This is a genomic window from Stenotrophomonas sp. 1278 (genome assembly GCF_029892765.1).
In the GTDB taxonomy this organism is placed as follows: domain Bacteria; phylum Pseudomonadota; class Gammaproteobacteria; order Xanthomonadales; family Xanthomonadaceae; genus Stenotrophomonas; species Stenotrophomonas indicatrix.
In genome coordinates, this window is sequence record NZ_JARXWD010000010.1 from 98,493 (window position 1) to 122,801 (window position 24,309).

Consider the following 24,309-nt stretch of genomic DNA (forward strand, 5'->3'; position numbering starts at 1 on the left):
CCTCCGCTTTTCCACCTGATCGAGCAACAAGGACGCACCGATGACTACTGCTGTGGATGCCGCTGATTCTTCCCGCCACGAAGACGTGGAACGTACCGAGATCCTGATCATCGGCGCCGGCCCGGCCGGTTCGGTGGCCGCGGCGATGCTGCGCCAACAGGGCCGCAAGGTGCTGATGCTGGAGCGCCAGCAGTTCCCGCGCTTCTCCATCGGCGAGAGCCTGCTGCCGCAGAGCATGGAATACATCGAAGCGGCCGGCCTGCTGCAGGACGTGGTCGAGGCAGGCTTCCAGTACAAGAACGGCGCGGCCTTCGTGCACGGGAAAGCGCGCACCGCGTTCGACTTCAGGAAGAAGTTCTCGCCGGGCTGGGGCACCACCTACCAGGTGCAGCGCGCCGACTTCGACAACGTGCTGGCGCGTGGCGCCGAGCGCATGGGCGCGACCCTGCGCTTCGGTGACGAAGTGCTGTCCGTCGAGCCGGGCGAGCAGCCGCTGGTGAGCGTGCGCCGCCCCGATGGCAGCGAGTACCGCATCGAAGCCGATTTCATCCTCGACGCCTCCGGCTTCGCGCGCCTGCTGCCACGCCTGCTGGACCTGGAATCACCGTCCAACTTCCCGGTGCGCGGCGCGATCTTCTGCCACGTGCGCGACAACATCCCGGCCGAAGCGGAATTCGACCGCAACAAGATCCTGATCACCACCCATCCCGAGCACATCGACGTCTGGTACTGGACGATTCCGTTCTCCAACGGCTGCTGCTCGCTGGGCGTGGTCGCCGAGCCATCGTTCTTCGAGCGCTACGAAGGCGACGACCTGCAGAAGCTGCAGGCCATCGTCGGCGAGGATCCGAACCTGACCTCGCTGCTGGCCAATGCCGAATGGGCGGTGCTGCCGGTGCGCCGCATCACCGGCTATTCGGCCAATGTCAGCTCGCTGTGGGGCCCGGGCTATGCGCTGCTGGGCAACGCCGGTGAGTTCCTCGACCCGGTGTTCTCCTCCGGCGTCACCATCGCGTTCAAGTCGGCGCAGCTGGCCAGCGAATGCCTGAAGCGCCGTTACGCGGGCGAGACCGTGGACTGGGAAAGCGAATTCTCGATTCCGCTGCGTGCCGGTGTGAAAACCTTCCGCCGCTTCGTCGAAAGCTGGTACCAGGGCGGCTTCCAGAAGATCATCTACCACCCCGACCAGCAGCCGCAGGTACGCGACATGATCAGCTCCATCCTGGCCGGCTACGCCTGGGACACCAATAATCCGTATGTGGCCGACGACAGTGGCCGTCGCATGCGCGTGCTGGAGGAACTGTGCAGCGCCTGATCGTCCGCCTCTCCGCGGTCCTGCTGTGCCTGCTGCTGGCCGCCTGTGCCAGCCGCATGCCGCGGCCGCTGGTCGACCTGCCGCCGCTGCGGCTGGCACCGTCCAGCCTGCCGGCGCCGTTGGCCCTGCAGCAGCAACTGCACTTCCGCTTCGGCAGCCACGAGCGTGATCTGGATGCGCTGCTGGAAGCCGATGCGCAGCAGGTGCGGCTGGCCGTGCAGGCGATGGGCCAGACCGGCGTGCGCCTGCAGTGGGACGGCCAGCAGCTGACCCAGCAGCGTGCACCGTGGCTGCCGCCACAGGTACGTGCCGAACGCGTACTGGATGACCTGCAGTTCGCGCTGTGGCCGACGGACACCATTGCCGCCGCGCTGCCGGCCGGCTGGCAGGTGAGCGACGACGGCCGCCAGCGCAGCCTGTCCCGCGACGGCACCGTGTGGCTGCAGCTGCAGCGCCTGGGCGATGGCAGCGTGCAGCTGGACAACCGCGCCGAGGGCTACACCCTGCGCATCGAATCGATCGACATGGCCGGCCAGGAATGAAGAGCGCTCCCATTTTCCTGAACGACCTCGGCGTGGTCTGCGCGTTGGGCGAAGGCCGCACCGCGGTGGCTGCCGCGCTGTTTGCCGATGCGCCCGGCGGCCTGAGCGACAACGCCAGCCTGCTGCCAGGTCGCACCCTCGCGCTGGGCGAAGTGCACAGCCCGCTGCCGACGCTGGAAGAACTGCCGGTGTCCCTGCGTGGCCGCAACAATGCTCTGCTGGACGTGGCACTGGCGCAGATCGCGCCGGCCGTTGCCGATGCCATCAACCGTTACGGCGCCGAGCGTGTGGCGGTGGTGCTGGGCACCAGTACCTCGGGCATCGGTGAATCCGAACAGGCGCTGCGTACCCGCGCCGAACACGGCCATTGGCCTGAAGGGTTCGACTACGCACAGCAGGAAATGGGCACCGCCGCGCAGTTCGTGCGTGAGCGCAGCGGTGCGCTGGGCCCGGCCTGGACGCTGTCCACGGCCTGTTCGTCCAGCGCCAAGGCGTTGATGTCGGCCGCGCGCATGCTGCGCTCGGGCATCGTCGATGCGGTCATCGCCGGTGGTGCCGATTCCCTGTGCCGGTTCACCGTCGCCGGGTTCAGCGCGCTGGAATCGGTCTCCGCAGTGCGCTGCAATCCGTTCTCGCAGCATCGCTGCGGGATCAACATCGGCGAGGGCGCCGCGCTGTTCCTGCTGACCCGCGATGCAGGCCCGGTCAGCCTGGCGGGGTGGGGTGAGTCGGCCGACGCGCACCATATGTCGGCACCGGACCCGCAGGGTCTGGGTGCCATCGATGCCCTGCAGCAGGCGTTGCAGCGTGCTGGCTGGGCACCTTCGGAAGTGGATTACGTGAACCTGCATGGCACCGCGACAGGCCACAACGACGCCATGGAAAGCCTCGCCGTGGCGCAGGTGCTGGGCACCGCCGTGCCGGCCAGTTCGACCAAGCCACTGACCGGCCACACGCTGGGTGCGTCCGGTGCGATCGAAGCGGCGCTGTGCTGGATCCTGCTGGCCGAGAATCCGCAGCAGCAGCTGCCGCCGCACTGGTGGGACGGCGTGGCCGATCCGGCGCTGCCGGCGTTGCCGCTGGTAGCCCCGGCGACCTTCCTGCAGCAGCTGCCGCGGCGGGTGCTGAGCAATTCGTTCGCCTTCGGCGGCAGCAATGCCGTACTGGCACTGGAGCGCCGATGAACATGCCGCTGTATGCCATCGAAGAAGTGGTGCCGCACCGCCAGGACATGTGCCTGCTGGACCGCATCCTGCGCTGGGACCAGGACGGCATCGAGGCGGAACTGGTGGTGCCCGAGGCCGGCCTGTTCATCGAAGACGGTGCGGTCCCGGCATGGGTCGGCATCGAATACATGGCCCAGGCCATCGCTGCCTGGGCCGGCTGCCGCGCACGCACGGCCGGCAACCCGCCGCAGCTGGGCTTCCTGCTTGGCAGCCGGCGCTATACCAGCACGCGCAGCAGTTTCCCCAGTGGCACCCGCCTGCAGGTACAGGCGCGTTGCGAGCTGTTGGGCGACAATGGATTAGGGATGTTCGCCTGCCGCATCCTGGCAGGCGAAGAAGAATGGGCGGTTGCCAACGTGTCGGTGTTCGAACCGGCCGACTCGATGGCCTATCTGGAGAGTGGACAGGCATGACAGGGAATCCAAGCGTGCTGGTGACCGGCGCGAGCCGGGGCATCGGCCGGGCCATTGCGCTGCGTATCGCGCGCGATGGCTTCGACGTGGTGGTGCATTGCCGCAGCCGTGTGGAAGAAGCACAGGCGGTGGCCGACGAGATCCAGGCGCTGGGCCGGCAGGCGCGCGTGCTGGCCTTCGACGTGGCCGACCGTGCTGCCGCGCGTGCTGCGCTGGAGGCTGACGTGGAGGCACATGGCGCCTATTACGGCGTGGTGTGCAATGCCGGCATCGCCCGTGACGGCGCGTTCCCGGCATTGTCCGAGGACGACTGGGACCAGGTGATCCACACCAACCTGGACGGTTTCTACAACGTGCTGCATCCGCTGATCATGCCGATGGTGCGGCGGCGCAAGCCGGGCCGCATCGTCACCCTGTCCTCGGTGTCCGGCGTGGCCGGCAACCGTGGCCAGGTCAATTACAGTGCGGCGAAGGCCGGCATCATCGGTGCCAGCAAGGCATTGGCGTTGGAACTGGCCAGCCGCCAGATCACCGTCAACTGCGTGGCCCCGGGCCTGATCGAGACCGACATGCTCAACGAAGAAGTGGTCGAACATGCATTGAAGCTGATCCCGGCCGGCCGCGTCGGCCGTCCCGAGGAAGTGGCGGCCACGGTCGCGTTCCTGCTGTCCGAGCCGGCCGGCTACATCACCCGCCAGGTGATCTCGGTCAACGGAGGGATGATCTGATGGCCGCCGATCGTCGCGTGGTGGTCACCGGTGCTGCCGCCATCAGTCCGCTCGGCCACGACTGGCCGACCATCCAGGCCCATCTGCGCAGCTGCCGCAATGCGGTGCGTTCGATGCCGGAATGGGATGTGTACGCGGGCCTGAACACCAAGCTTGCCGCGCCGGCGCAGGACTACGAGCTGCCGCCGAACTACAACCGCAAGACCACCCGCTCGATGGGCAAGGTGGCGATCATGTCGGTGCGCGCCACCGAGGTCGCCCTGCGTGAGGCGGGCCTGTTCGAGCACCCGGTGCTGCGCAGTGGCCGTACCGGCGTGGCCTATGGCTCGTCGTCGGGCAGCCACGAAGCCACCGGCGAATTCGGCCGCATGCTGCATGAGTTCACCACCGACGGCATCAGCGCCACCACCTACCTGAAGATGATGAGCCACACCGCGCCGGTCAACATCGGTGTGTTCTTCGGCTTGTCCGGGCGTGTCTACACCACTTCCAGCGCCTGTACGTCGGGCAGCCAGGGCGTGGGCGCCGGCTATGAAGCGATCCGCAGCGGCAAGCAGACGGTGATGGTGGCCGGTGGTGCCGAACAGCTCGACGCCACGGCTGCGGCGGTGTTCGACACCCTGTTTGCCACCAGCACGCGCAACGACGCACCGCACACCACCCCGCGCCCGTTCGATGCCGGCCGCGATGGCCTGGTGCTGGGCGAGGGCGCCTGCACGCTGATCCTGGAGGATCTGGAACACGCGCAGGCACGCGGCGCGACCATCCTCGCCGAGATCGTCGGTTACGGCACCAACAGCGATGGCCAGCACGTCACCCAGCCCAGCGCCGATACCATGGCCCAGGCCATGCGCCTGGCGCTGGAAGACGCCGGTCTGCAGCCGGCGCAGATCGACTACGTGAACGCCCATGGCACCGCCACCGACCACGGCGACATCGCCGAGACCCAGGCCACTGCCCAGGTGTTCGGCAGCCGCGTGCCGATCAGCTCGTTGAAGAGCTACGTCGGCCACATGCTGGGCGGTTGCGGCGCGTTCGAAGCCTGGATGAGCATCGAAATGATGCGCGCCGGCTGGTTCGCGCCCACCCTGAACCTGGTCGAGGTGGACCCGCGTTGCGGCCAGCTCGACTTCATCACCGGGCAAGGCCGCGAGCTGCAGGCCGAGTACGTGATGAGCAACAACTTCGCCTTCGGCGGCATCAACACCTCGCTGGTGTTCCGCCGCTGGAGCGCGTGACCCCGCCGTACCCGCACCCCAACAAGGAGACGTTCCGATGCGCCGCACCCTGCTGATCGCCACTGCCACCGCGCTGCTGGCCCTGACTTCCACCGCTTCGGCGCGCGATACCCGCGTCGAACAGTCCCTGCGCGAGCTGATCAGTTCGCAGGCCGCCAAAGATGCCGGCATCGACGGCAGCGTGCGCTTCTACCTGGCCGGCCAGCCGGTCAGCGTGCAGCAGCGCCTGGGCGAAGACGTGACCAACAAGAAGACCAACGCCGCCAACAAGAGCGACGTCGAGGCCTGCAACTGGGTCGCGCTGTCGGCACTGCTGGCCCTGCAGGACGGTGCCAAGTCGCGCGGCGCCAACGCCGTGGTCGACATCGTCAGCTACTACAAGAAGAACGAGTTCAAGAGCGCGACCAACTACGAGTGCTGGGCCGGCACCTTCGTCGCCGGCGTGGCCCTGAAGGGCACCTACGCCAAGGTCAAGTAAGCGCTGCCGACCGGTGGCGCAGCCTGAACGGCGCCGCCACATTGCTGAACCTCAACGGGGAAACGCCGTCGATCGCGCCGCCATCGTCGCGTGACGGCTTTCCCCGGTGTCGGCTTTCCGACACAATCACGGCTCTTCCCGGGTTATCGTCCCGTGGACATGCACGCCTACGTCTATAAAAGCCAACTCAAGCCGGACACCTACGTCTATCTCGCCCGACGCGATGACTTCAGCGCTCTGCCTGCGCCGCTGTCGGCGTCGTTGGGTCCGCTCGTCTTCGTGCTGGACGTGACCCTGGACGCGGAGCGCCGGCTGGCCCAGGCCGACCCGGCCAAGGTGCGCAGCGAACTGACCGAGCACGGGTTCTACCTGCAGGTGCCGCCGCCGGTGAGCAGCATGATGCTGCGCCACTATGACTGAGCTTTCCCGATCCCGCGCCCTGTCGCTGGCCTTCACCCTGGGTGCCTTGCTGGCACTGGGTTCGGCGCTGGGCGGCCTGCCCGGTGCGGTGCTGGCCGCACTGGCACAACCGGCGTTCGCATTGGGAATCTCGTGGTGGCGGCGCAGCCGTGCGCTGCTGCCGCCGAAGGTGATCGTCCGCCAGGACCTGCCGGCGCTGCTGGCACTGTGGATCGCCGCGCCGTTGCTGCTGGCCCTGTTGCTGGCCTGGCCGCTGGCCGCGCTGCGCGACAGTGGCAGCCTGGCTGCGGTGCTGGGCCTGAGCGTGCTGGTCAGCGCTGGCCTGCTGGCGGCTTGGCGCACCTGGCCGCTGTGGAACGATGTCGAGCGCCTCGATGGTGGCCTGGCCCAGCATTGGCAGGCGCTGGCCGGCCGCGACCTCAGCGCCTGGCGTGGCCTTGGCGTGGCCGCACTGGTGATGGCCCTGGCCGCACTGGTCGTACTGCCGACCTGGCCGGGCCTGCTGCCGGAAAGCGCGCGTTGGCCGTCGGCACTGGCGGTGCTGCTGCTGTCGCCGCTGCTGCACCTGCTGCTGCAGCGCATCGCACCGGCGCCGCTGGTCTCGCTGCGCGGCCCGGTTGGCGCTGAACTGCCGGTCGATCGCGAAACGCTGTTCAGCACTGCGGTGGACACCACGCCGCTGGAAGCATTGGCGCCGCAGGAGCTGACCCCGGCCCTGTACGAAGCCGCACGCCACGGCCGCATCGACCGCGCGCTGCAGTTGCTGCAGGCCGGCGCCGATCCGCATTCATTGCCTGACCCGAACTGGCGCGACCAGCGCAGCCTGGCTGTACTGGCCGCAGTATTGCCGGACCTGCGCCTGCTGCGCGAGCTGATCGGCCGCGGCGTCGATGTGAACGCGCCGCACCGTGGCATGACCCCGCTGCTGGCCGCGACCCGCGACAGCTGGCATGGGCGTCCGGAAGCGGTGATGACCCTGCTGGCCAACGGTGCCGATTCGCGCGCCACCGACAGCGAGGGCAACACGCCCCTGCACCACGCCGCGCGCAGTTCCGACCCGGGCGTGGCCGCACTGCTGCGCGATGCGGCGGCTGAAGTGGACGCACTGAACCGTGATGGCTGGTCGCCGCTGGCGGTGGCCTGCCAGGTCGGCAACTGGCGCCTGGCGCGCTTCCTGCTGGAGCGTGGCGCGCGCAGCGAACCGGCTGACGGCACCCCGGTGCTGCTGGCCGCGGCCGCCACCGAGGACGACGATCCGGCCGGCGTGCAGCTGCTGCTCAAGCACAAGGCACGTGCCGACGCGCGCGACCGCCAGCGCCGCAGCGCGCTGCATGAAGCCGCATTGGCCGGCCACGTGGACATCATCGGCGTGCTGCTGGCCGCCGGTGCCAACCTGGAAGCGCGCGATGCGCTGGGCCGCACCCCGTGGCTGGAAGCCGCACGCGCCGGCCGCGCTGCCGTGGTCGAGCACCTGCTGCCGCACAAACCCGACCTGGTTGCGGTCGACACCGATGGCCGCAACGCGGTGCTGCTGGCCACGATGGCCGAGGACGTTTCGCCGCTGTTGATCAAGCGCCTGCTGGAACTGGGGATCGCCGCCGACGGCAGCGATCCGGCCGGCCGGCGCGCGGTGGACTATGCCGCCGAAGCCGGTCGCTGGGCGATCGTGGCCCTGCTGGACCCGTCCTACCCGCTGCCCGCCGCCGTCAGCGATGGCCTGGCCGAGCGCGGTGAGACGGCCAGCGCCAGCGGCCTGTTGCCCGACCGCCCGCCGTTGACCCTGCTGCGCGAGGCGCTGGGGTTCGGCAATACCGATGGCATGGCCGCATTGGCCAGGCTGTGCCAGCCCGAAGAACTGGGTGGCCTGCTGCTCGATCCGGAGCTGGCGCTGGAGCCGCGTGCGGTCGACTGGCTGCTCGCCCATGGTGCCGATCCGTACGTGCGCGACGCCTGCGCAGATACGCCGATGTTCGCGCTGCTTTCGCGTGGCATCGATGCCGTGCCAGCCCTGCAGGTGATGCTGCAGCACGGCCTGTCGCCGGCCGGGCGCGGTGGCCTGGCGCGTTTCCTGGCCGCCTGTGCGCAGCACGACCAGGCGGCGCGTGGGCTTGAGCAGCTGGCGCTGGAACTGCTGGAGCGGGGCGCCGATCCGTTTGCCGCCTCGCCAGCCGGTGATCCGCCGTTGTCGCTGGCGGTGCGCCTGGGCTGGCTGCGCCTGCAGCAGGCCCTGCTCACCACCGGCGTGGACCGCGAAGCACGCGACAGCCATGGCATGACCGCGTTGCATCTGGCCACCGCACTGGCGCGCGAAAGCGCCTTGAAGCTGTTGGTGCAGCACGGCGCCTCGCCGGAAGCGCGTGCAGCCGATGGGCAGACACCGCTGGGCGTGGCGTTGTCGATCGGTCGTCGTGATCTGGCTGATTGGCTGGACTGGCGCGTCTGGCCGCTGCCGCGCCGGACCCTGCGCGAAGGTGATCTTCCGGCCGCCGCGATGGCCGGTGATGTCGACGCCGTGCGTCGTTTGAATGATCTGGGCTTTGCCGTCGACGCCGTCGATGCGCAGGGCTGCACCGCGCTGCTGCGTGCTGCCGGCGGTGGCCACCTGGCCGTGGTCGACCTGCTGCTGGCGCGCGGCGCTGATCCGCAGCATGCCGCCGCCAGTGGTGCCACGCCGTTGTCGGCGGCGGTCAGCATGCGCCAGGTCGAGATCGTCTCGGCCCTGCTCGACGCCGGTGCGCAGCTCGAACACCGCCTGCCAGGCGGGGTCACCGTGCTGATGCTGGCCTCGGCGCTGGGGCTGCCGGACATCGTGGCGCGCCTGCTCACCGCCGGTGCCGATGTGCACGCCGGCGATGCCCAGCAGCTGGCGCCGCTGCACTGCGCAGCCCTGTATGGCTTCAGTGCGCGCGACCGTTCGCGCCTGCTGGCGCTGCTCGATACCCTGCTGCTGGCTGGTGCAGAGCCGGACCAGGCCGCCGCCGGTGCGGTCACGCCGTTGCTGCTGCTGCTGGGCGCACGCGCCGAACCGGGCACTGCCTGCGACGAGCAGGTGGTGATGGCCGCCGTCGAGCGCCTGCTGGATGAAGACGTCAGCCTGGACGTGCGCGATCCGCGCGGCTTCGGCCCGCTGCACCTGGCCGCCCTGCACGGGTTGCCGCTGCTGGTGCAGCGCCTGCTGCGCGCCGGTGCCGACCCGGAAGCGCGCGATGGCTTGAACCGCAGCCCGCGCGAGATCGCGGTGATGCGCGGCTTCATCGACGTCGCCGCCGAGTTCGAGCCGCGCGTGCCGGGTGTCTCTTCGATGGCCAGGTTCCTGCGCGACAACGGCTGAAGGTCGCCTTCCATTGGGTGGGTGCCGACCGTTGGTCGGCAGGATGCCTTCAGTAGATCCACGCCATGCGTGGATGATCGCCGCGCACGGAAACAAAAACATCCACGCATGGCGTGGATCTACTTGTCGTCGCTTTCCGCGTCCGCTTCGAACAGGTGCATCAGGTCGTTGCGGGCATCGCGCGAGGTCTGGATCACGGCGGCCTCGTCGTCGTAGACCAGGTACTGGTCGCGCAGCAGCTTCTCGTCGTGTTCGCGGAACTGCTGCACATGGCGCTCGGCCACGTTCGGTGCCACGCCCAGCGCGGTCAGCACGCGCCCGCTCATTTCCAGGCTGGTACCGAATACTTCGCGGAACGGTTCGGCCGACATGTCCATCAACCGCCAGGCATGCTGGCGGTTGCGCGCACGCGCCAGCACCGTCGCGTCCGGGTACAGGCGGCGCACCATGCGCACCGCCCGCAGGTTGGTTTCCGGGTCGTCCACGGTGATCACGAACACGTCGATGTGCTCGCCACCGGCGGCGCGCAGCATCTCCGGCCGGGTCGGATCGCCGTAGTACAGCTGGTTGCCGAAGCGGCGCAGGTCGGCCACCGTGTCCGGGTTCGCCTCCAGTGCCACGAACGGCACCTTCTGCGCGGTGAGCAGGCGCGCGATCACCTGGCCGAAGCGGCCCATGCCGGCAATCAGCACCTTCGGGCGATTGTCCGGCGCCACCTTGTCGGCCTCCGCCGCCTGGCGGGGCGCGACCTTCTCCTCGCCGAGCAGGCGCATCAGGGCGATCATCAGCAACGGGGTGATCGCCATCGACAGGCCGACGATCGCCACCAGCCGGTCATGGTTGGCATTGCCCAGCAGATGCGCACGCTGGGCTTCGTTGAACACCACGAAGGCGAATTCGCCGCCCAGCCACAACACGCTGCCCAGCAGCAACGACTGCCGCGAGCTGAGTCTGGCGATGCGGCCGATGGCGTACAGCAGGCTGAACTTCACCACCAGCAGGATCGCCACGCCCGCAGCGATCATCCACGGTTCGGCGGCGATGCGGTCCAGGTCGATGCCCATGCCCACGGCAATGAAGAACAGGCCCAGCAGCAGGCCCTTGAACGGCTCGATCTGCGATTCCAGCTCATGCCGGAATTCCGAATCGGACAGCAGCACGCCGGCCAGGAATGCCCCCAGGCTGGGGCTCAGGCCGGCTTCCTGCATGAACCAGGCGGTGCCCAGCACCACCAGCAGTGCGGTGGCGGTGAACACCTCCGGGCTGCGGGTGCGGGCGATGATGCCGAACACCCGGCGCAGCACCGGCCGCCCGCACAGGATCACCACCGCCAGCGCGCCCAGCGCGACGGCCGCATCTTCCCAGCGCAGCGTCTCGTTCTTGACCCCGCCCAGCAGCGGAATCGCGGCCAGCAGCGGAATGGCGATCAGGTCCTGGAACAGCAGGATGGCAAACCCCAGCCGGCCATGGTCGCTGTTGATCGCCTTGTGTTCGGACAGCAGCTGCAGGCCGACCGCAGTCGACGACAGCGCCAGCGCCACGCCCACCACCAGCGCGCTCTTCCACTGGAAGTGATCGAGCAGCAGCAGGCCGCCCAGCACCAGCCCGGACAGCGCCACCTGCGTCGCGCCCGCACCGAACACCGAGCGCCGCATCACCTTCAGCCGGGCCGGGGACAGCTCCAGCCCGATGACGAACAGCAGCATGACCACGCCGATCTCGGCCGCGCCGAGGATGCGGTCGGCGTCCTGTACGAAGCCCAGACCGTCCGGCCCGAGCACCACGCCGGCCGCCAGGTAGCCCAGCACCGCGCCGAAGCCGAACTTCTTGAACACCGGCACCGCGATCACCGCGGCCAGCAGCAGCACCAGTGCCAGTTCCAGACCACCGCTATGCATGGGAATACCTGGTCATCGGGAGGCCGGCTGTGCGTCCGTTCGGCGGGGAGGGGAAGCGCGGCGGATGCCACCTGGTCATTATGCGCGCGCCGCTGTGTACGCACGAGAACGGCAGTGGGCCCATTGTCCGGTCAGCGTGGCGGGTTGACCTGCACCGACCGCAGGTCCAGACTGCCCGCCGCTGCCGGCGTGTCCGGCAGTACACCCCTCCGGAGTCCCCAACCCATGTCCAGCGACAGTAGAAGTCGACCTCGGTCGACGCCAGCGATGGCCACCGCCTGACACCGGGACGGTTTGCCTGCGTTGGCGTTGCGCGAGGTCGCACCCCATGAAGGCGAATCACCATGAACCAGAAGCAATTGCTGCGTCCGGTGGCCGATGCCGCAGCATTGTCGGCACCGCTGGCGAACTACAACACCGCCGACGCGGTGGAATTCCTCAACACGCTCGAACTGGAGCGCGCCGCCGAGACGCTGGCCGCGCTGTCGCTGCCGCGCGCAGTGAAGATGCTCGAGGCGCCGGAGCTTCACCGCAGTGGCGAACTGGTTGCCGCACTGCCGCCGGCACGCGCCGCCGCGCTGCTGGGGTTGATGGCCGACGACCGTGCCACCGATATCGTCCACGAGCTGGATGAAGAAGAACGCGCGCGGCTGATTCCGCTGCTGGGCAACGAAGCCCGGCAGACCATCCAGAAGCTGCTGAGCTACCCGCCGAACACCGCCGGTGCGCTGATGACCACCGAGTTCGTCGCGGTGCCCGCCACCTGGACCGTGGCCCAGACCCTGCAGCACATCCGCCAGGTCGAACGCACGCGCGAGACCGTGTATGCGATCTACGTGCTCGACCCGGCCAACCAGCAGCTGCAGCAGGTGGTGACCATGCGCCGGCTGATCACCGGCCTGCCGGAGGAATCGATCCTGGACGTGGCCCAGGTCAATCCGCCGGTGATGGTGGATGCGCAGATGGACCAGGAAGACGTGGCGCGGCTGATCCGCCGCCACGATCTGCTGGCCATTCCGGTGGTGGACGCGCAGCAGCACATGCTCGGCATCGTCACCGTCGATGACATCCTCGATGCGCTGATCGAAGAGTCCACCGAAGACGCGCACAAGTTCGGCGGCATGGAAGCGCTGGACAAGCCGTACATGCAGATCGGCTTCTTCGAGATGCTGCGCAAGCGCGCCGGCTGGCTGAGCGTGCTGTTCGTCGGCGAGATGCTGACCGCCAGCGCGATGCAGCACTACGAGGACGAACTGGCGCGCGCGGTGGTGCTGACCCTGTTCATTCCGTTGATCATGAGCTCGGGTGGCAACTCCGGTTCGCAGGCGACCTCGCTGCTGATCCGCAGCCTGGCGCTGCGCGAACTGCGCCTGCGCGACTGGTGGAAGGTGGCCCTGCGCGAAGTGCCCACCGGCATGGTGCTCGGCGCCATCCTCGGTTGCCTGGCCATCGTACGCATCGTGATCTGGCAGCTCGGTGGCTTCCATGACTACGGCGAGCACTGGATCCTGCTGGCGATCACCATCGGCGCCGCGCTGGTGGGTATCGTCACGTTCGGCTCGCTGTCCGGGTCGATGCTGCCCTTCATCCTCAAGCGGCTGGGCTTCGACCCGGCCAGTGCCTCGGCCCCGTTCGTGGCCACCCTGGTGGATGTGACCGGCCTGGTCATCTACTTCAGCATCGCCGCAATGATCCTGCACGGGACGCTGCTGTAACGGGGGGCGTCATCCACGCATGGCGTGGATCCACTGGTTCTGGCCGGCGTAGCAGATCCACGCCATGCGTGGATGCGATGCCAGGTTCCTGCGCGCGATCATGCCGCCGCAGCGCCGGTCCGTGTAACGTAGGCACATGAGTACCTACCACCTGCAGTCCGTGTTCCGTCCGCAGTCGGTCGCGGTGATCGGCGGCAGCCCGCGTGAGCGCTCGGCGGGCCGCGCAGTGATGCGCAACCTGCGCGGCACCGGCTTCCCCGGCAAAGTGGCATGGATCAACCCGCGCCATGCCGAGATCGATGGCATCCGCACGGTGAAGCGGCTGAAGGACCTGGACTGGGTGCCGGAACTGGTGGTGATCACCGCACCGGCCGCCATCGTGCCGCAGGTGGTACGCACCGCTGCCGAACGTGGCGTGCAGGCCGCGATCATCCTCACCGCGCACCTGGGAGAAGGCCCGGGCTCGCCATGGGCACAGGTGGAGGCCGCCGCGCGCGCGCATGGCCTGCGCATCCTCGGCCCGCACTGCCTGGGCGTGATCGCACCACATGCACGGCTCAATGCCAGCATCGCCGCGCATTTCCCACAGGCCGGCGACCTCGCGCTGATTTCCGAATCCTCGGCGATTGCCGCCGCCCTGGTGGAATGGGGCGTGGCGCGCTCGGTGGGGTTCTCCGCCGTGGTTTCGCTGGGCGACACCATGGACGTGGACTTCGGCGATCTGCTGGATTATTTCGCCACCGACTACCGTACCCGCGCCATCCTGCTCTATGTCGAGCAGATCAAGGACGCGCGCAAGTTCATGTCGGCCGCGCGCGCCGCTGCGCGTGCCAAACCCGTGGTGGTGGTGAAGTCCGGGCGCGCCGAACGGGTACAGCCGGGCAGCGCCGATACCCACGTGCAGGCACTGGCGCGCGCCGATGATGTGTACGGCGCGGCATTCAACCGTGCCGGCCTGCTGCGGGTGAGCGCGCTGGACGAACTGTTCACCGCGGCCGAGTCGCTGGGCCGGCTTGGCACCTTCCCCGGTCGTCGCCTGGCCATCCTCAGCAACGGCGGTGGCGTCGGCCACCTGGCGGTGGACCAGCTGATCGCCCTGCAGGGCACGCTGGCGCAACTGTCCGACAGCACCGTGCAGAAGCTGGATGCGGTACTGCCGCAGGGCTGGACGCGCAGCAACCCGGTCGATATCGTGGTCGACGCCGATGGTGATCGCTATGCCACGGCCATCGAAGCGTTGCTGGCCGACAGCGAGAACGATGCGGTGCTGGTGGTCAACGTGCCTACCGCGTTCACCTCGTCGGCCGATGCGGCGCAGGCGCTGACCCGCACGCTCGGCCTGCGCCCGCGCCATCACCGCGACAAGCCGGTATTCGCGGTATGGCTGGGCAACGACGACCAGGCCACCGCCACCCTCAATGCCGCACGCGTGCCGACCTATCCCACCGAAGCGGAGGCCGTGCGCGGCTTCCAGCATCTGGTGCGTTACCGGGAGGCACAGAGTGCGTTGATGGAAACGCCGCCGAGCCTGCCGCAGGATTTCAGCGTGGATACCGCGCGTGCGCGCGCGCTGGTCGAAGCCGCGCTGGCCAATGGCCAGGGCTGGCTGGACCCGTTGGCCACCCATGAACTGCTGAAGGCCTACGGCATCCCCTCTGCACCGGTGATGCACGCGCGCGATGCGCACGAGGCGATGGACCTGGCGCAACCCTTGCTGGAGCGTGGCGCGACCGTCGCGCTGAAGATCCTGTCGCCCGATATTCCGCACAAATCCGAAGTGGATGGCGTGCGCCTGAATCTGGCGACGCTGCCGGCGGTGCAGAGCGCGGCCAAGGCGATCCTTGCCCGTGCACGCCAGCTGCGGCCGGACGCGCGCATCGACGGCCTGCTGGTGCAACCGACCATCGTCCGCCCGAAGGCGCGCGAGATCATCGTCGGCATCGCCGACGACGCCACGTTTGGACCGGTGATCGTGGTCGGGCGCGGTGGCACGGCGGTGGAAGTGATCAACGACAAGGCACTGGCGCTGCCGCCGCTGGACCTGCGCCTGGCCCACGAGCTGATCGGCCAGACCCGGGCTTCGCGCATTCTCAAAGCCTATGGCGACGTGCCCGCCGCCGACGAGCGCGCACTGGCACTGGCGCTGGTCAAACTGGCGCAGCTGGCGGCGGACATTCCCGAAGTGCGCACGCTGGACATCAATCCCCTGCTGGTGGACAGCAAGGGCATCCTCGCGCTGGACGCGCGCGTTGCGGTTGCGCCGTCGCGCATCCTGCACAAGGGCCGTGGCCATCCACGCTTCGCCGTGTTCCCGTATCCGAAGGAATGGGAGCGCACCATCGAGCTGTCCGATGGCGGTCGCGCGTTCGTGCGCCCGGTGCGGCCGGAAGATGACGCGCTGTTCCGTGCGTTCTTCGCGCGTGTCAGCGACGAGGATCTGCGTCTGCGTTTCTTCCAGTCGGTGAAGCATTTCAGCCACGAGTTCATCGCCCGCCTGACCCAGCTGGACTACGCCCGCTCGATCGCATTGGTGGCGCTCGAACCGCGCAGCGGCGAAATGCTCGGCGCGGTGCGACTGCATGCCGATGCGGATTACCACCGTGGCGAGTACGGCATCCTGATCCGTTCGGATCTGAAGGGACACGGCATCGGCTGGCGCCTGATGGCGATCATGATCGAGTACGCCAAGTGGCTGGGCCTGGATGTGGTGGAAGGCCAGGTGCTGCGCGAGAACAGCACCATGCTGGCGATGTGCCAGAGCCTGGGCTTCAAGACCCGGCTGGACCCGGACGACCCGACGGTGATGATGGTGACGTTGCCGGTGCAGCAGGTGGAAGTGCCCGACGTCCCGCCGGTGGCGTGACCGTGACCGTAGCGCCGGGCCATGCCCGGCGGAACATCGGATTCAACGCAGCGGCTCGACCACCACCGCCGTGCCATAGCACAGCACTTCGGTCAGGCCGGTCATCACATCGGTGGCGTCGTAGCGCATGCCGATGACCGCGTTGGCACCCAGCTGCCGCGCGTGCTTGACCATGTCGCGATAGGTTTCCTCGCGCGCCTGTTCGCACAGCTCGGTGTAGATGGTGATGTTGCCGCCGAAGATCGTCTGGATGCCGCCAAGGAAGTTGCCCACGATCGAGCGCGAGCGCACGGTGATGCCGCGTACCACGCCCAGGTTGCGCGCGATGCGGTAGCCGGGCAGCTCGAAGGCGGTGGTCACCATCGAATCATCGAAGCGCGCTGCGGACGTGGTCGGGGTACCGCTGTTGTAGGGGTCGGCCATGGGTGTCTGGTCGTGTTGTGGGTTTGAAGACGCCACAATACCCGCATGACCGACCGTATTCCCCTGCTCCTCCTCCCGGGTCTGCTCAACGACGCCGAACTCTGGCGCGCGCAGCTGGCCGACCTGGCCGATATCGCCGACTGCACCGTGGGCGACCAGACCCGCGGCGAGACCCTGCAGGCCGTTGCCGAGGAGGTACTGGCGCAGGCGCCGGAACGGTTTGCGCTGGCCGGTTTCTCACTGGGCGGCTTTGTCGCCCAGCAGATCCTGCGCACCGCGCCGGAGCGTGTGCTGCAGCTGGCCCTGATCGACACCTCGATCCATGCCGACTCCCCGGAACGTGCCGAACAGCGCCGCAGCCAGCGCGCCAGCGTGCGCCTGCCCGGTAAATTCCACGGCTTTGGTGACGCGCTGATGCGCAGCTATATCGACGCCTCGCGGCTGGACGACTACGTGCTGGTGCAGCGCGTGCGTGACATGACCGCACGGCTGGGTGCGGAGGTGTTCCTGCGCCAGAGCGCGCTGGAGCGCAGTGATGGCCACGATGTGCTGGCCGGCTACCGCGATCCGCTGCTGATCGTCTGTGGTGCGAACGACCGCATCACGCCGTTGGCGGTGAGCGAGGAGATGCACGCGCTGGTGCCGCATTCGCAGCTGGTGGTGGTGCCCGATTGCGGGCACCTGGCACCGATGGAGAAGCCGGACGAGGTGAGTGCGGCAATGCGCGGATGGTTGTTGCAGTACTGATGGATCCGCCGGGCATGGCCCGGCGCTACCCACCGTCATCCGGTAGCGCCGGGCCATGCCCGGCGGCCGTTCTTCAATCCCAGGCCGGTGCGATGCCTTCCGGATTGGCCAGGCGGTGGCCACGGTCCAGCTTGGCGATCTGCGCCATGTCGTCTTCGGTCAGGCGGATCGCGGCGGCTTCCAGGTTGCTGGCCAGGTTCTCGCGCTTGGTCGATGACGGAATGACCGCGTAATCCTGCTGCAGCGCCCATGCCAGCGCGATCTGTGCCGGGCTGGCCTGATGACGGCCGGCGATGGCCTGGATCACCGGGTCCTTGATCACCTCGCCGTAGGCCAGGCTCATGTAGGCAGTGACCCGGATCCCGTTGTCCTGCAGGAACTTCACCAGCAGGCGGTTCTGCAGGTAGGGGTGGATCTCGATCTGGTTGGTGGCGATGGCATCGGCGCCGAGGATCTCGATCGCCTTGCGGGTCTGGGCGATGGTGAAGTTGGAGATACCGATCTCCCGGGTCAGCCCCTGTGCCTTGGCGTCGGCCAGGGCAGGCAGGTATTCCTCCATCGGCGTATCGACCTTGTCGTTCGGTGACGGCCAGTGGATCAACGCCAGGTCGACATGGTCGGTGCGCAGCTTTTCCAGGCTGGTGCGCAGGCTGGCCAGCAGCGCATCGCGCTTGAATTCGGTGATCCACACCTTGGTGGTCAGGTAGATCTCGTCACGCGGCACGCCCGACTCGGCGATGGCCTGGCCGACCTCGGCTTCGTTGCCGTAGATCTGCGCGGTGTCGATGGCGCGGTAGCCGACGTCCAGCGCGTTGCGCACCGAGTCGATCACGGTCTGGTCTTTCAGGCGGAAGGTGCCGAGGCCGAAAGCGGGAACAGTCATGGAGAACTCCAAAGCGGGGGAAGGAGGTGATCGCAAAGGGTAGGGCAGGGGCCGTGTGCATGCCGGCAACGGTGCATTGCATGCATCAGTGCGCGCTTACCGCGATCCCCTCGGCGCGATCGTCGATGCCGTCGCGACGGTCCAGGCGGCCGCTGAGTGCCGTCAGTGCGAACGCACCGACCACCACCAGCGCACCCAGCCACGGCGTATGCATCAGGCCGATGTGCTCGACCACCAGGCCGCCCAGCGACGCACCCAGCGCGATGCCGATGTTGAAGGCGGCGATGTTCAGGCCCGAGGCCACATCGGTCGCCTGCGGTGCGTAGCGCTGTGCCTGCTTGACCACGTACACCTGCAGGCCGGGCACGTTGCCGAACGCCACCGCGCCCAGTGCCAGCACGGTCAGCAGCATCAGCCAGGTGTTGTGGGCGGTGAAGGTCATGACCAGCAGCACGATGGCCAGCAGCGCGAAGATGCGCTTCAGCGCGGGAATCGGGCCCATGCGGTCGGCCATGCGGCCGCCCCACAGGTTGCCGATCGCCACCGACACGCCATACACCAGCAGCACCAGGCTGACCGCGTTGGCCGAGAAGCCGGTGACGTCCTGCAGGATCGGCGCCAGGTAGGTGAAGGACAGGAAGGTGCCGCCGTAGCCAAGCGCGGTGATGGCATACACCATCAGCAGGCGCGGCTGCGCAAGCACGCCCAGCTGCTGGCGGAAGGTGGCCGGCGCGCTCTGCGCCAGCCCGCGCGGCACGAACAGCAGGCTGCCCAGCAGCGCGATCACGCCCAGGCCGGCCACGGCCAGGAACGTGGCGCGCCAGCCCAGGTGCTGACCGATGAAGGTGCCCAGCGGCACGCCGGTCACCAGAGCTACGGTCAGGCCGGTGAACATGATGGCGATCGCGCTGGCGGCTTTCTCCTTCGGCACCACGGCGGTGGCGATGATCGAGCCGATGGAGAAGAACACGCCGTGTGCCAGGCCGGTGAGGATGCGGGCAACGATCAGCGAGGTGTAGCCCGGTGCCATCCATGCGATGACATTGCCGAGGGTGAACAGCACCATCAGCGCCACCAGCAGGGTCTTGCGCGGCACGCGGCCGGTAAGCGCGGTCAACACCGGCGCGCCGACGGCCACGCCCAGGGCATACAGGGAGACCAGCAGGCCGGCCGAGGGCAGGCTGACCTGCAGGTCGGCAGCGATGGTCGGGATCAGGCCGACGATGACGAATTCGGTGGTGCCGATGGCAAAGGCACCGAGGGTCAGCGCCAGCAGGGCGAGCGGAATGCCACGGATCATGACAGTGTCCAGAGGGAAGGAAGGCGCGCAGTGTGCGCGGCCGACCTTTGCCGAAAAACCGGTCTTCACGCCAATCACTCTTGCCGCGTGGTCAATAATGACGCCATGAAAACCACCCTCGACGAAATGCAGGCCTTCCTGGCGGTGATCGACAGCGGTTCGATCAGCGCGGCTGCCGAGCAGCTGGGGCAGACACCTTCGGGCGTGAGCCGCGCGCTGGGCCGTCTGGAGGACAAGCTGGGCACGACCCTGCTGACCCGCACCACCCGCCGCCTGCACCTGACCGCCGAGGGCGAGGCCTATCTGCGCCATGCGCGGGCGATCATCGATGCGGTGGAATCGGCCGAGGAACAGATGGCGGCGCGGCGCGAGCGTCCGGCTGGCCGGCTGCGGGTGGATGCAGCGATGCCGTTCGTGCTGCACGTGATCGCGCCGCTGGTCGCTGGTTACCGCGCGCGCTATCCGGACGTGCAGCTGGAGTTGAACAGTTCCGAGCGCTACATCGACCTGCTGGAACGGCGCACCGATCTGGCGATCCGTATCGGCCCGCTGGCCGATTCCACCCTGCATGCGCGGCCGCTGGGGCGCTGCCGGCTGCAGGTGCTGGCCAGCCCGGCCTATCTGGCCACGCGTGGCGAGCCGGCCAGCGTGGTGGCATTGGGTCAGCACACGCTGCTGGGGTTCAACGAGCCGGAGTCATTGAACCGTTGGCCGCTGCCGGGCGATGCCGAGGGGCAGCTGCTGGTGCGGCCGGACATCGCGGTGTCCAGCGGCGAGACCCTGCGCACGCTGGCGGTGGAGGGCGTGGGCATCACCTGCCTGTCCGACTTCGTGACCGAACGCGACCGCGCGGCCGGCACCCTGGTGCCGGTGCTGGCCGCGCAGACGCTGGATGTGTACCAGCCGATCCATGCGGTGTACTACCGCAACACGGCCGTATCGGCACGGATCAGCTCGTTCCTGGATTACCTGGGCGAGGCGATGGCCGCATCGGATTACCTGCGCTGATGGAGTGTCCGGGTTGCCGGCCAGCGGCCGGCACTACCGGGAATCGCACGCATGGTAGTGCCGGCCGCTGGCCGGCAACCCCCACACTGCCCGGTGGATCCGTCAGGCCGCGCGCGCCAGCGCACCCTTGCTCGCCGTCGCGGTTCCCAGATCAAACACATCCACCGCTGCGATCAGGCGATCCGCCTGCTGTTCCAGGCTGCGTGCCGCGGCGCTGGCTTCTTCCACCAGCGCGGCATTCTGCTGGGTGGTGCCATCCATCTGGATGATGGTCTGGCTGACCTGCTCGATGCCGGCCGACTGCTCCTGCGACGCAGCGGAGATCTCGGCCATGATGTCGGTCACGCGCTGCACCGACGCGACGATCTCGGCCATGGTGTCGCCGGCCTGTCGCACACGCTGCGCACCGTGGCCAACCTGTTCCACCGACGCCTCGATCAGCGATTTGATTTCCTTGGCCGCTGCCGCCGACCGCTGCGCCAGCGTACGCACTTCACTGGCGACCACCGCGAATCCACGGCCCTGCTCGCCGGCACGCGCCGCTTCCACCGCTGCATTCAGCGCCAGGATGTTGGTCTGGAACGCGATGCCGTCGATGACGCTGATGATGTCGGCGATCTGCCGCGACGAGCCTTCGATCGCATCCATCGTCGCCACGACCTGGCCGACCACTTCGCCGCCGTGCGAGGCCACGCTGTGCGCACCGATCGCCAGCTGGTTCGCCTGCCGCGCGTGCTCGGCGTTCTGGCGCACGGTGGAGGTCAGTTCCTCCATCGACGCGGCGGTTTCTTCCAGGTTCGCCGCCTGTTGTTCGGTGCGGCGCGACAGGTCGTTGTTGCCGGCGGAAATTTCCGCAGCGGCGGTGTGGATGCTGCCGGAGGCGTGCTTGATGTCGCTGACGATCGTCGCCAGCTGTGCAGCGGTGGCGTTGGCGTCCCCCGCAATGCGGGCGAACACGCCCTGGAAGTCGCCGTCCATACGCGCACCCAGGCGGCCATCGGCAATGGCACGCAACATGGCCGAGACCTCCCCCAGGTTCTGTTCGGTGGTCTGCATCAAGCGGTTCAGGCCATCGACCATGGCGCGGAAATCATGCTCGAAGCGCGCACTGTCGCCGCGTTGGCTGAAATCGCCTGCTGCCGCAGCTTCGGCCAGGCGGCGGATTTCGCCGTTGATAGCGCCCAGGTTGGATTTCACCGCATCCAGCGCCTCGGTGATCACGGCCTTCTCGCCGGGCAGGCGCTCCATGTCCAGGCTGAGATCGCCCACTGCATAGCGGCCCATGATCGTGATCGCGCGCATCTTCACCTGGATGTGCGCATCGACCAGGGTGTTGGTGTCGGCCACCATCGTGCCGTAGGCGCCGGGGAAGGCGCTGCTGTCCATGCGGTGGCTGATCGTGCCGGCGTCGTGTGCCCTGGCCATCGCGGTCTGCGCATCAAGCACGCCGCGCAGGGTGCTCTGCACGGCCTGCATCGCCTGTGCCAGGCGACCGATCTCGTCGCGGCTGCGCACCTGCACCACGTGGTCGAGGTCACCGGCGGCGACCGCACGCGCGGCCGCTTCCACCGCCAGCACCGGCTGCACCACAGCGCGCCGCAGCCACCAGCCAAGGGCGATCAGCAGCAGCACGGCGGCGCCGATGGTCAGCGCGGCGCACGCCACCAGCACCTGTCGGGAATCCTGCGAACGCGCGGTCACTGCAGCCTCGGCTACCTCGGTGGCACGCACGCTCAAGGCATCCAGCGCACTGGCCACCGGACGGTCCTTGCCGCGCACCAGGGAATCGCCCACCGCCGGGTCGTAGCTGGCGTCAGCGAAGGCCTGCAGTGCGGCGTGGTAGTCCTGCTGCAACTGTGCGTGCAGGCCGGAGAACGCCTGCGCCAGTTCGCGCGTGCGCGCATCGGGGCTGGCGGCCAGGCCCGTGGCCAGTTCGGCAACGACGCGGCCTTCGTTGTCGAAGGCCTGCAGGTGATGCTGGCGCAGCGCGTCATCGTGGCCGCGCAGCAGCACGTTCTTCCACTCCTGTACCTGTCCGCGGAATTCGCGTTGCAGGCGCTCGGCGTCACGGCTGTGGGCAACCTCCGGCGGTACGTCGGTGGACAGCTTCAACCAGGCCGACGCCAGGCCCGCCAGGGCGCATACCAGGACAACAGCCAGACCAACAGAAACGGCACCGAGCAGCTTCGACTGCAGCCGCGGCGCATGGGAAGAGGCTTTCATGGGACGAGATCTCGGAAGGGGTGCGATGCGGTATCGACCGTCCTTTAGCGCTCTGAAGTGCGATGCGTGTCACATTCCCGTTCTGTTTAGTGATGTGAAGAATGTGTTTCATTGGACAAATGTGTCCATATGGAACGAAAGAAGACCCTCGACAGGTGGTTTAAATGTAACTATTGTTGTTACATGAAATCCGCGAATCCGCTTTCCGACGCTCTGCACGTGATGGCCCATCTGGTCGGCCAGCACGGGCCGCGAACCTCCGAACAGCTGGCGACCTGCCTGCCGACCCATCCGGTGGTGATCCGCCGCCTGCTGGCGCAGATGCACAAGGCGGGCCTGGTACGCAGCACGCGCGGCCACGGTGGCGGCAGCCAGCTCGCCCGCGATGCGGCGACGATCACCCTGCATGACGTCTACCAGGCCATCGGCGCGCCGCCGATGGTCCAGGTCGGTACCCGCGAAGGCAGGGGCGGCTGCCCGATCCAGCAGCTGGTCAACCAGGCCCTGCTGGAGAGTGCCCGCGAAGCGCAGCGCCTGCTCGAGCAGCGGCTGCAGGCAACCACCCTCGACCAGCTTGGCGCCGACTTCGCCCGCCATCTTGCCCATCACCGTTCCCTGGAAGGTCACCATGCATCCTGATGTCCTCATCGTCGGCGGCAGCTACGCCGGCATCGCCGCCGCACTGATCCTGGCGCGTGCGCGCCGGCCGGTCACCATCATCGATGCGGGTTCGCCGCGAAACCGTTTCGCCAGCCATTCGCACGGCGTGCTGGGCCTGGACGGCATCAGTGGCGCCGAGTTGTTGAAGAACGCGCGCCAGCAACTGCTGGACTACCCGACCGTGCGCTGGCTGAATGCCGAAGCGGTGCAGGCCACGCTCCGCACCGAAGGTGTGGAGGTGCGCACCGCCGACGGCCAGGTACTGACCGCGCGCAAGCTGCTGCTGGCCACCGGTATCGCCGACCAGCTGCCCGATCTGCCCGGCCTGGCCGAGCGCTGGGGCAGCACCGTGCTGCACTGTCCGTACTGCCATGGTTATGAAGTGGGTGGCGGTTCGATCGGCCTGCTCGGCGGCCATCCGATGTCGGCCGGCAAGGCGCCGCTGTTCGCCGACTGGGGCAACGTCACCTTCTTCAGCCAGGGCCTGCCGATCAGCGACGAGGAGCTGGACGCCATGCAGCAGCGCGGCGTGCAGGTGGAAACCACGCCGGTGGTAGGTGTGCACGGCGAGCAGCCGACGTGGCTGGAAGTGGAACTTGCCGACGGTCGCCGAGTCGCCCAGCGTGCGCTGTTCGTGCCGGCCATGCAGCAGATGGCCACGCCGCTGGTACAGCAGCTGGGCTGCGCGCTGGTGGAGAGTCCGCTGGGCGTGCTGGCCGAGGTGGACATGATGAAACAGACCTCGGTGCCGAACGTGTACGCCGCCGGTGATGCGACCACGGTCGGCAACATCACCCTGGCCATGGCAGAAGGCGTGCGCGCGGGCATCGGCATGCACCATGCGCTGGTGGCCGAGGACAGCCTGCCGCGCTGAGGCAAAGCATCCACGCATGGCGCG

Annotated in this window: 20 protein-coding genes; 15 read left to right on the forward strand and 5 right to left on the reverse strand. The window is 68.2% G+C overall.

Features of this window, described 5'->3' with window-relative positions; genetic code table 11:
• Positions 1–40: 40 nt before the first annotated feature.
• The 9 genes from M2299_RS11375 (at position 41) to M2299_RS11415 (ending at position 9,691) form a co-directional block, all read left to right on the forward strand.
• Positions 41–1,315 carry an NAD(P)/FAD-dependent oxidoreductase gene (locus tag M2299_RS11375; protein WP_032976809.1) on the forward strand — a complete coding sequence of 425 codons (1,275 nt, stop codon included), beginning with the start codon at positions 41–43 and terminating at the stop codon, positions 1,313–1,315.
• Positions 1,303–1,857: a DUF3261 domain-containing protein gene (locus M2299_RS11380; protein ID WP_100437070.1), complete on the forward strand. Its 555-nt coding sequence runs from the start codon at positions 1,303–1,305 to the stop codon at positions 1,855–1,857. The genes M2299_RS11375 and M2299_RS11380 overlap by 13 nt, the downstream gene beginning before the upstream one ends.
• Positions 1,854–3,041: a beta-ketoacyl-[acyl-carrier-protein] synthase family protein gene (locus M2299_RS11385; RefSeq protein WP_100437069.1), complete on the forward strand. Its 1,188-nt coding sequence runs from the start codon at positions 1,854–1,856 to the stop codon at positions 3,039–3,041. The genes M2299_RS11380 and M2299_RS11385 overlap by 4 nt, the downstream gene beginning before the upstream one ends.
• Positions 3,038–3,496, forward strand: coding sequence for a hotdog family protein (locus M2299_RS11390; protein ID WP_025877993.1), 459 nt, complete (start codon positions 3,038–3,040; stop codon positions 3,494–3,496). Before M2299_RS11385 ends, M2299_RS11390 begins: the two co-directional genes overlap by 4 nt.
• Entirely contained in the window at positions 3,493–4,224 is a 732-nt protein-coding gene (locus tag M2299_RS11395) for a 3-ketoacyl-ACP reductase FabG2 (RefSeq protein ID WP_025877991.1), read from the forward strand. The genes M2299_RS11390 and M2299_RS11395 overlap by 4 nt, the downstream gene beginning before the upstream one ends.
• Entirely contained in the window at positions 4,224–5,462 is a 1,239-nt protein-coding gene (locus tag M2299_RS11400) for a beta-ketoacyl-ACP synthase (protein ID WP_025877989.1), read from the forward strand. Before M2299_RS11395 ends, M2299_RS11400 begins: the two co-directional genes overlap by 1 nt.
• Positions 5,463–5,499: 37 nt before the next feature.
• On the forward strand, positions 5,500–5,940 hold the full coding sequence (locus tag M2299_RS11405; protein WP_025877987.1) for a hypothetical protein: 441 nt from the start codon (positions 5,500–5,502) through the stop codon (positions 5,938–5,940).
• 159 nt (positions 5,941–6,099) lie between these two features.
• Positions 6,100–6,360: a YcgL domain-containing protein gene (locus M2299_RS11410; RefSeq protein ID WP_280884370.1), complete on the forward strand. Its 261-nt coding sequence runs from the start codon at positions 6,100–6,102 to the stop codon at positions 6,358–6,360.
• Positions 6,353–9,691: an ankyrin repeat domain-containing protein gene (locus tag M2299_RS11415; RefSeq protein WP_025877985.1), complete on the forward strand. Its 3,339-nt coding sequence runs from the start codon at positions 6,353–6,355 to the stop codon at positions 9,689–9,691. Before M2299_RS11410 ends, M2299_RS11415 begins: the two co-directional genes overlap by 8 nt.
• A 119-nt stretch (positions 9,692–9,810) precedes the next feature.
• Here M2299_RS11415 and M2299_RS11420 read toward each other — a convergent pair whose 3' ends face one another.
• Positions 9,811–11,589 carry a monovalent cation:proton antiporter-2 (CPA2) family protein gene (locus M2299_RS11420; RefSeq protein ID WP_280884365.1) on the reverse strand — a complete coding sequence of 593 codons (1,779 nt, stop codon included), beginning with the start codon at positions 11,587–11,589 and terminating at the stop codon, positions 9,811–9,813.
• Positions 11,590–11,933: 344 nt separating this feature from the next.
• On the opposite strand from M2299_RS11420, the gene mgtE reads away from it, so the two are divergent.
• The gene (gene mgtE / locus M2299_RS11425) at positions 11,934–13,304 is read left to right on the forward strand and encodes a magnesium transporter (RefSeq protein WP_093819494.1); all 1,371 of its coding nucleotides are present in this window, start codon (positions 11,934–11,936) and stop codon (positions 13,302–13,304) included.
• A 136-nt stretch (positions 13,305–13,440) separates the two neighbouring features.
• Complete coding sequence (locus M2299_RS11430; protein ID WP_099844117.1) at positions 13,441–16,167, forward strand: bifunctional acetate--CoA ligase family protein/GNAT family N-acetyltransferase; 2,727 nt, start codon at positions 13,441–13,443, stop codon at positions 16,165–16,167.
• 42 nt (positions 16,168–16,209) lie between these two features.
• Here the strand turns inward: M2299_RS11430 and M2299_RS11435 are convergent, their stop codons facing one another.
• Positions 16,210–16,590: a YbjQ family protein gene (locus tag M2299_RS11435; RefSeq protein WP_089237720.1), complete on the reverse strand. Its 381-nt coding sequence runs from the start codon at positions 16,588–16,590 to the stop codon at positions 16,210–16,212.
• A 45-nt stretch (positions 16,591–16,635) separates the two neighbouring features.
• Between M2299_RS11435 and M2299_RS11440 the strand changes: the two genes are divergently transcribed.
• Complete coding sequence (locus M2299_RS11440; RefSeq protein WP_223482991.1) at positions 16,636–17,337, forward strand: alpha/beta hydrolase; 702 nt, start codon at positions 16,636–16,638, stop codon at positions 17,335–17,337.
• Between the two features lie 73 nt (positions 17,338–17,410).
• On the opposite strand, the gene dkgB is transcribed toward M2299_RS11440, so the two are convergent.
• The gene (gene dkgB, locus M2299_RS11445; protein WP_100437066.1) at positions 17,411–18,220 is read right to left on the reverse strand and encodes a 2,5-didehydrogluconate reductase DkgB; all 810 of its coding nucleotides are present in this window, start codon (positions 18,218–18,220) and stop codon (positions 17,411–17,413) included.
• Positions 18,221–18,305: 85 nt separating this feature from the next.
• Positions 18,306–19,520: an MFS transporter gene (locus tag M2299_RS11450; RefSeq protein WP_059065570.1), complete on the reverse strand. Its 1,215-nt coding sequence runs from the start codon at positions 19,518–19,520 to the stop codon at positions 18,306–18,308.
• A 105-nt stretch (positions 19,521–19,625) separates the two neighbouring features.
• On the opposite strand from M2299_RS11450, the gene M2299_RS11455 reads away from it, so the two are divergent.
• Positions 19,626–20,528: a LysR family transcriptional regulator gene (locus tag M2299_RS11455; RefSeq protein ID WP_099785830.1), complete on the forward strand. Its 903-nt coding sequence runs from the start codon at positions 19,626–19,628 to the stop codon at positions 20,526–20,528.
• Positions 20,529–20,630: 102 nt separating this feature from the next.
• Here M2299_RS11455 and M2299_RS11460 read toward each other — a convergent pair whose 3' ends face one another.
• Positions 20,631–22,751, reverse strand: a complete 2,121-nt coding sequence (locus M2299_RS11460) for a methyl-accepting chemotaxis protein (protein ID WP_280884366.1) — start codon at positions 22,749–22,751, stop codon at positions 20,631–20,633.
• 183 nt (positions 22,752–22,934) lie between these two features.
• On the opposite strand from M2299_RS11460, the gene M2299_RS11465 reads away from it, so the two are divergent.
• Together M2299_RS11465 and M2299_RS11470 are read left to right on the forward strand one after the other, a co-directional pair.
• On the forward strand, positions 22,935–23,390 hold the full coding sequence (locus M2299_RS11465; protein ID WP_099844111.1) for an Rrf2 family transcriptional regulator: 456 nt from the start codon (positions 22,935–22,937) through the stop codon (positions 23,388–23,390).
• A complete protein-coding gene (locus tag M2299_RS11470; RefSeq protein ID WP_100437063.1) occupies positions 23,380–24,285 on the forward strand; it encodes an NAD(P)/FAD-dependent oxidoreductase in 906 nt (301 codons plus the stop codon). The genes M2299_RS11465 and M2299_RS11470 overlap by 11 nt, the downstream gene beginning before the upstream one ends.
• Positions 24,286–24,309: the final 24 nt, after the last annotated feature.

Excerpts from the sequence above, each read along its gene's own strand:
- M2299_RS11410 (WP_280884370.1), top strand. The coding sequence starts at position 6,100 with ATGCACGCCTACGTCTATAAAAGCCAACTCAAGCCGGACACCTACGTC.
- mgtE (WP_093819494.1), top strand. The coding sequence starts at position 11,934 with ATGAACCAGAAGCAATTGCTGCGTCCGGTGGCCGATGCCGCAGCATTG.
- M2299_RS11470 (WP_100437063.1), top strand. The coding sequence starts at position 23,380 with ATGCATCCTGATGTCCTCATCGTCGGCGGCAGCTACGCCGGCATCGCC.
- M2299_RS11430 (WP_099844117.1), top strand. The coding sequence starts at position 13,441 with ATGAGTACCTACCACCTGCAGTCCGTGTTCCGTCCGCAGTCGGTCGCG.
- M2299_RS11465 (WP_099844111.1), top strand. The coding sequence starts at position 22,935 with ATGAAATCCGCGAATCCGCTTTCCGACGCTCTGCACGTGATGGCCCAT.
- M2299_RS11455 (WP_099785830.1), top strand. The coding sequence starts at position 19,626 with ATGAAAACCACCCTCGACGAAATGCAGGCCTTCCTGGCGGTGATCGAC.
- M2299_RS11415 (WP_025877985.1), top strand. The coding sequence starts at position 6,353 with ATGACTGAGCTTTCCCGATCCCGCGCCCTGTCGCTGGCCTTCACCCTG.
- M2299_RS11400 (WP_025877989.1), top strand. The coding sequence starts at position 4,224 with ATGGCCGCCGATCGTCGCGTGGTGGTCACCGGTGCTGCCGCCATCAGT.
- M2299_RS11375 (WP_032976809.1), top strand. The coding sequence starts at position 41 with ATGACTACTGCTGTGGATGCCGCTGATTCTTCCCGCCACGAAGACGTG.
- M2299_RS11395 (WP_025877991.1), top strand. The coding sequence starts at position 3,493 with ATGACAGGGAATCCAAGCGTGCTGGTGACCGGCGCGAGCCGGGGCATC.
- M2299_RS11385 (WP_100437069.1), top strand. The coding sequence starts at position 1,854 with ATGAAGAGCGCTCCCATTTTCCTGAACGACCTCGGCGTGGTCTGCGCG.
- dkgB (WP_100437066.1), bottom strand. The coding sequence starts at position 18,220 with ATGACTGTTCCCGCTTTCGGCCTCGGCACCTTCCGCCTGAAAGACCAG.
- M2299_RS11420 (WP_280884365.1), bottom strand. The coding sequence starts at position 11,589 with ATGCATAGCGGTGGTCTGGAACTGGCACTGGTGCTGCTGCTGGCCGCG.
- M2299_RS11460 (WP_280884366.1), bottom strand. The coding sequence starts at position 22,751 with ATGAAAGCCTCTTCCCATGCGCCGCGGCTGCAGTCGAAGCTGCTCGGT.
- M2299_RS11440 (WP_223482991.1), top strand. The coding sequence starts at position 16,636 with ATGACCGACCGTATTCCCCTGCTCCTCCTCCCGGGTCTGCTCAACGAC.
- M2299_RS11405 (WP_025877987.1), top strand. The coding sequence starts at position 5,500 with ATGCGCCGCACCCTGCTGATCGCCACTGCCACCGCGCTGCTGGCCCTG.
- M2299_RS11435 (WP_089237720.1), bottom strand. The coding sequence starts at position 16,590 with ATGGCCGACCCCTACAACAGCGGTACCCCGACCACGTCCGCAGCGCGC.
- M2299_RS11450 (WP_059065570.1), bottom strand. The coding sequence starts at position 19,520 with ATGATCCGTGGCATTCCGCTCGCCCTGCTGGCGCTGACCCTCGGTGCC.
- M2299_RS11390 (WP_025877993.1), top strand. The coding sequence starts at position 3,038 with ATGAACATGCCGCTGTATGCCATCGAAGAAGTGGTGCCGCACCGCCAG.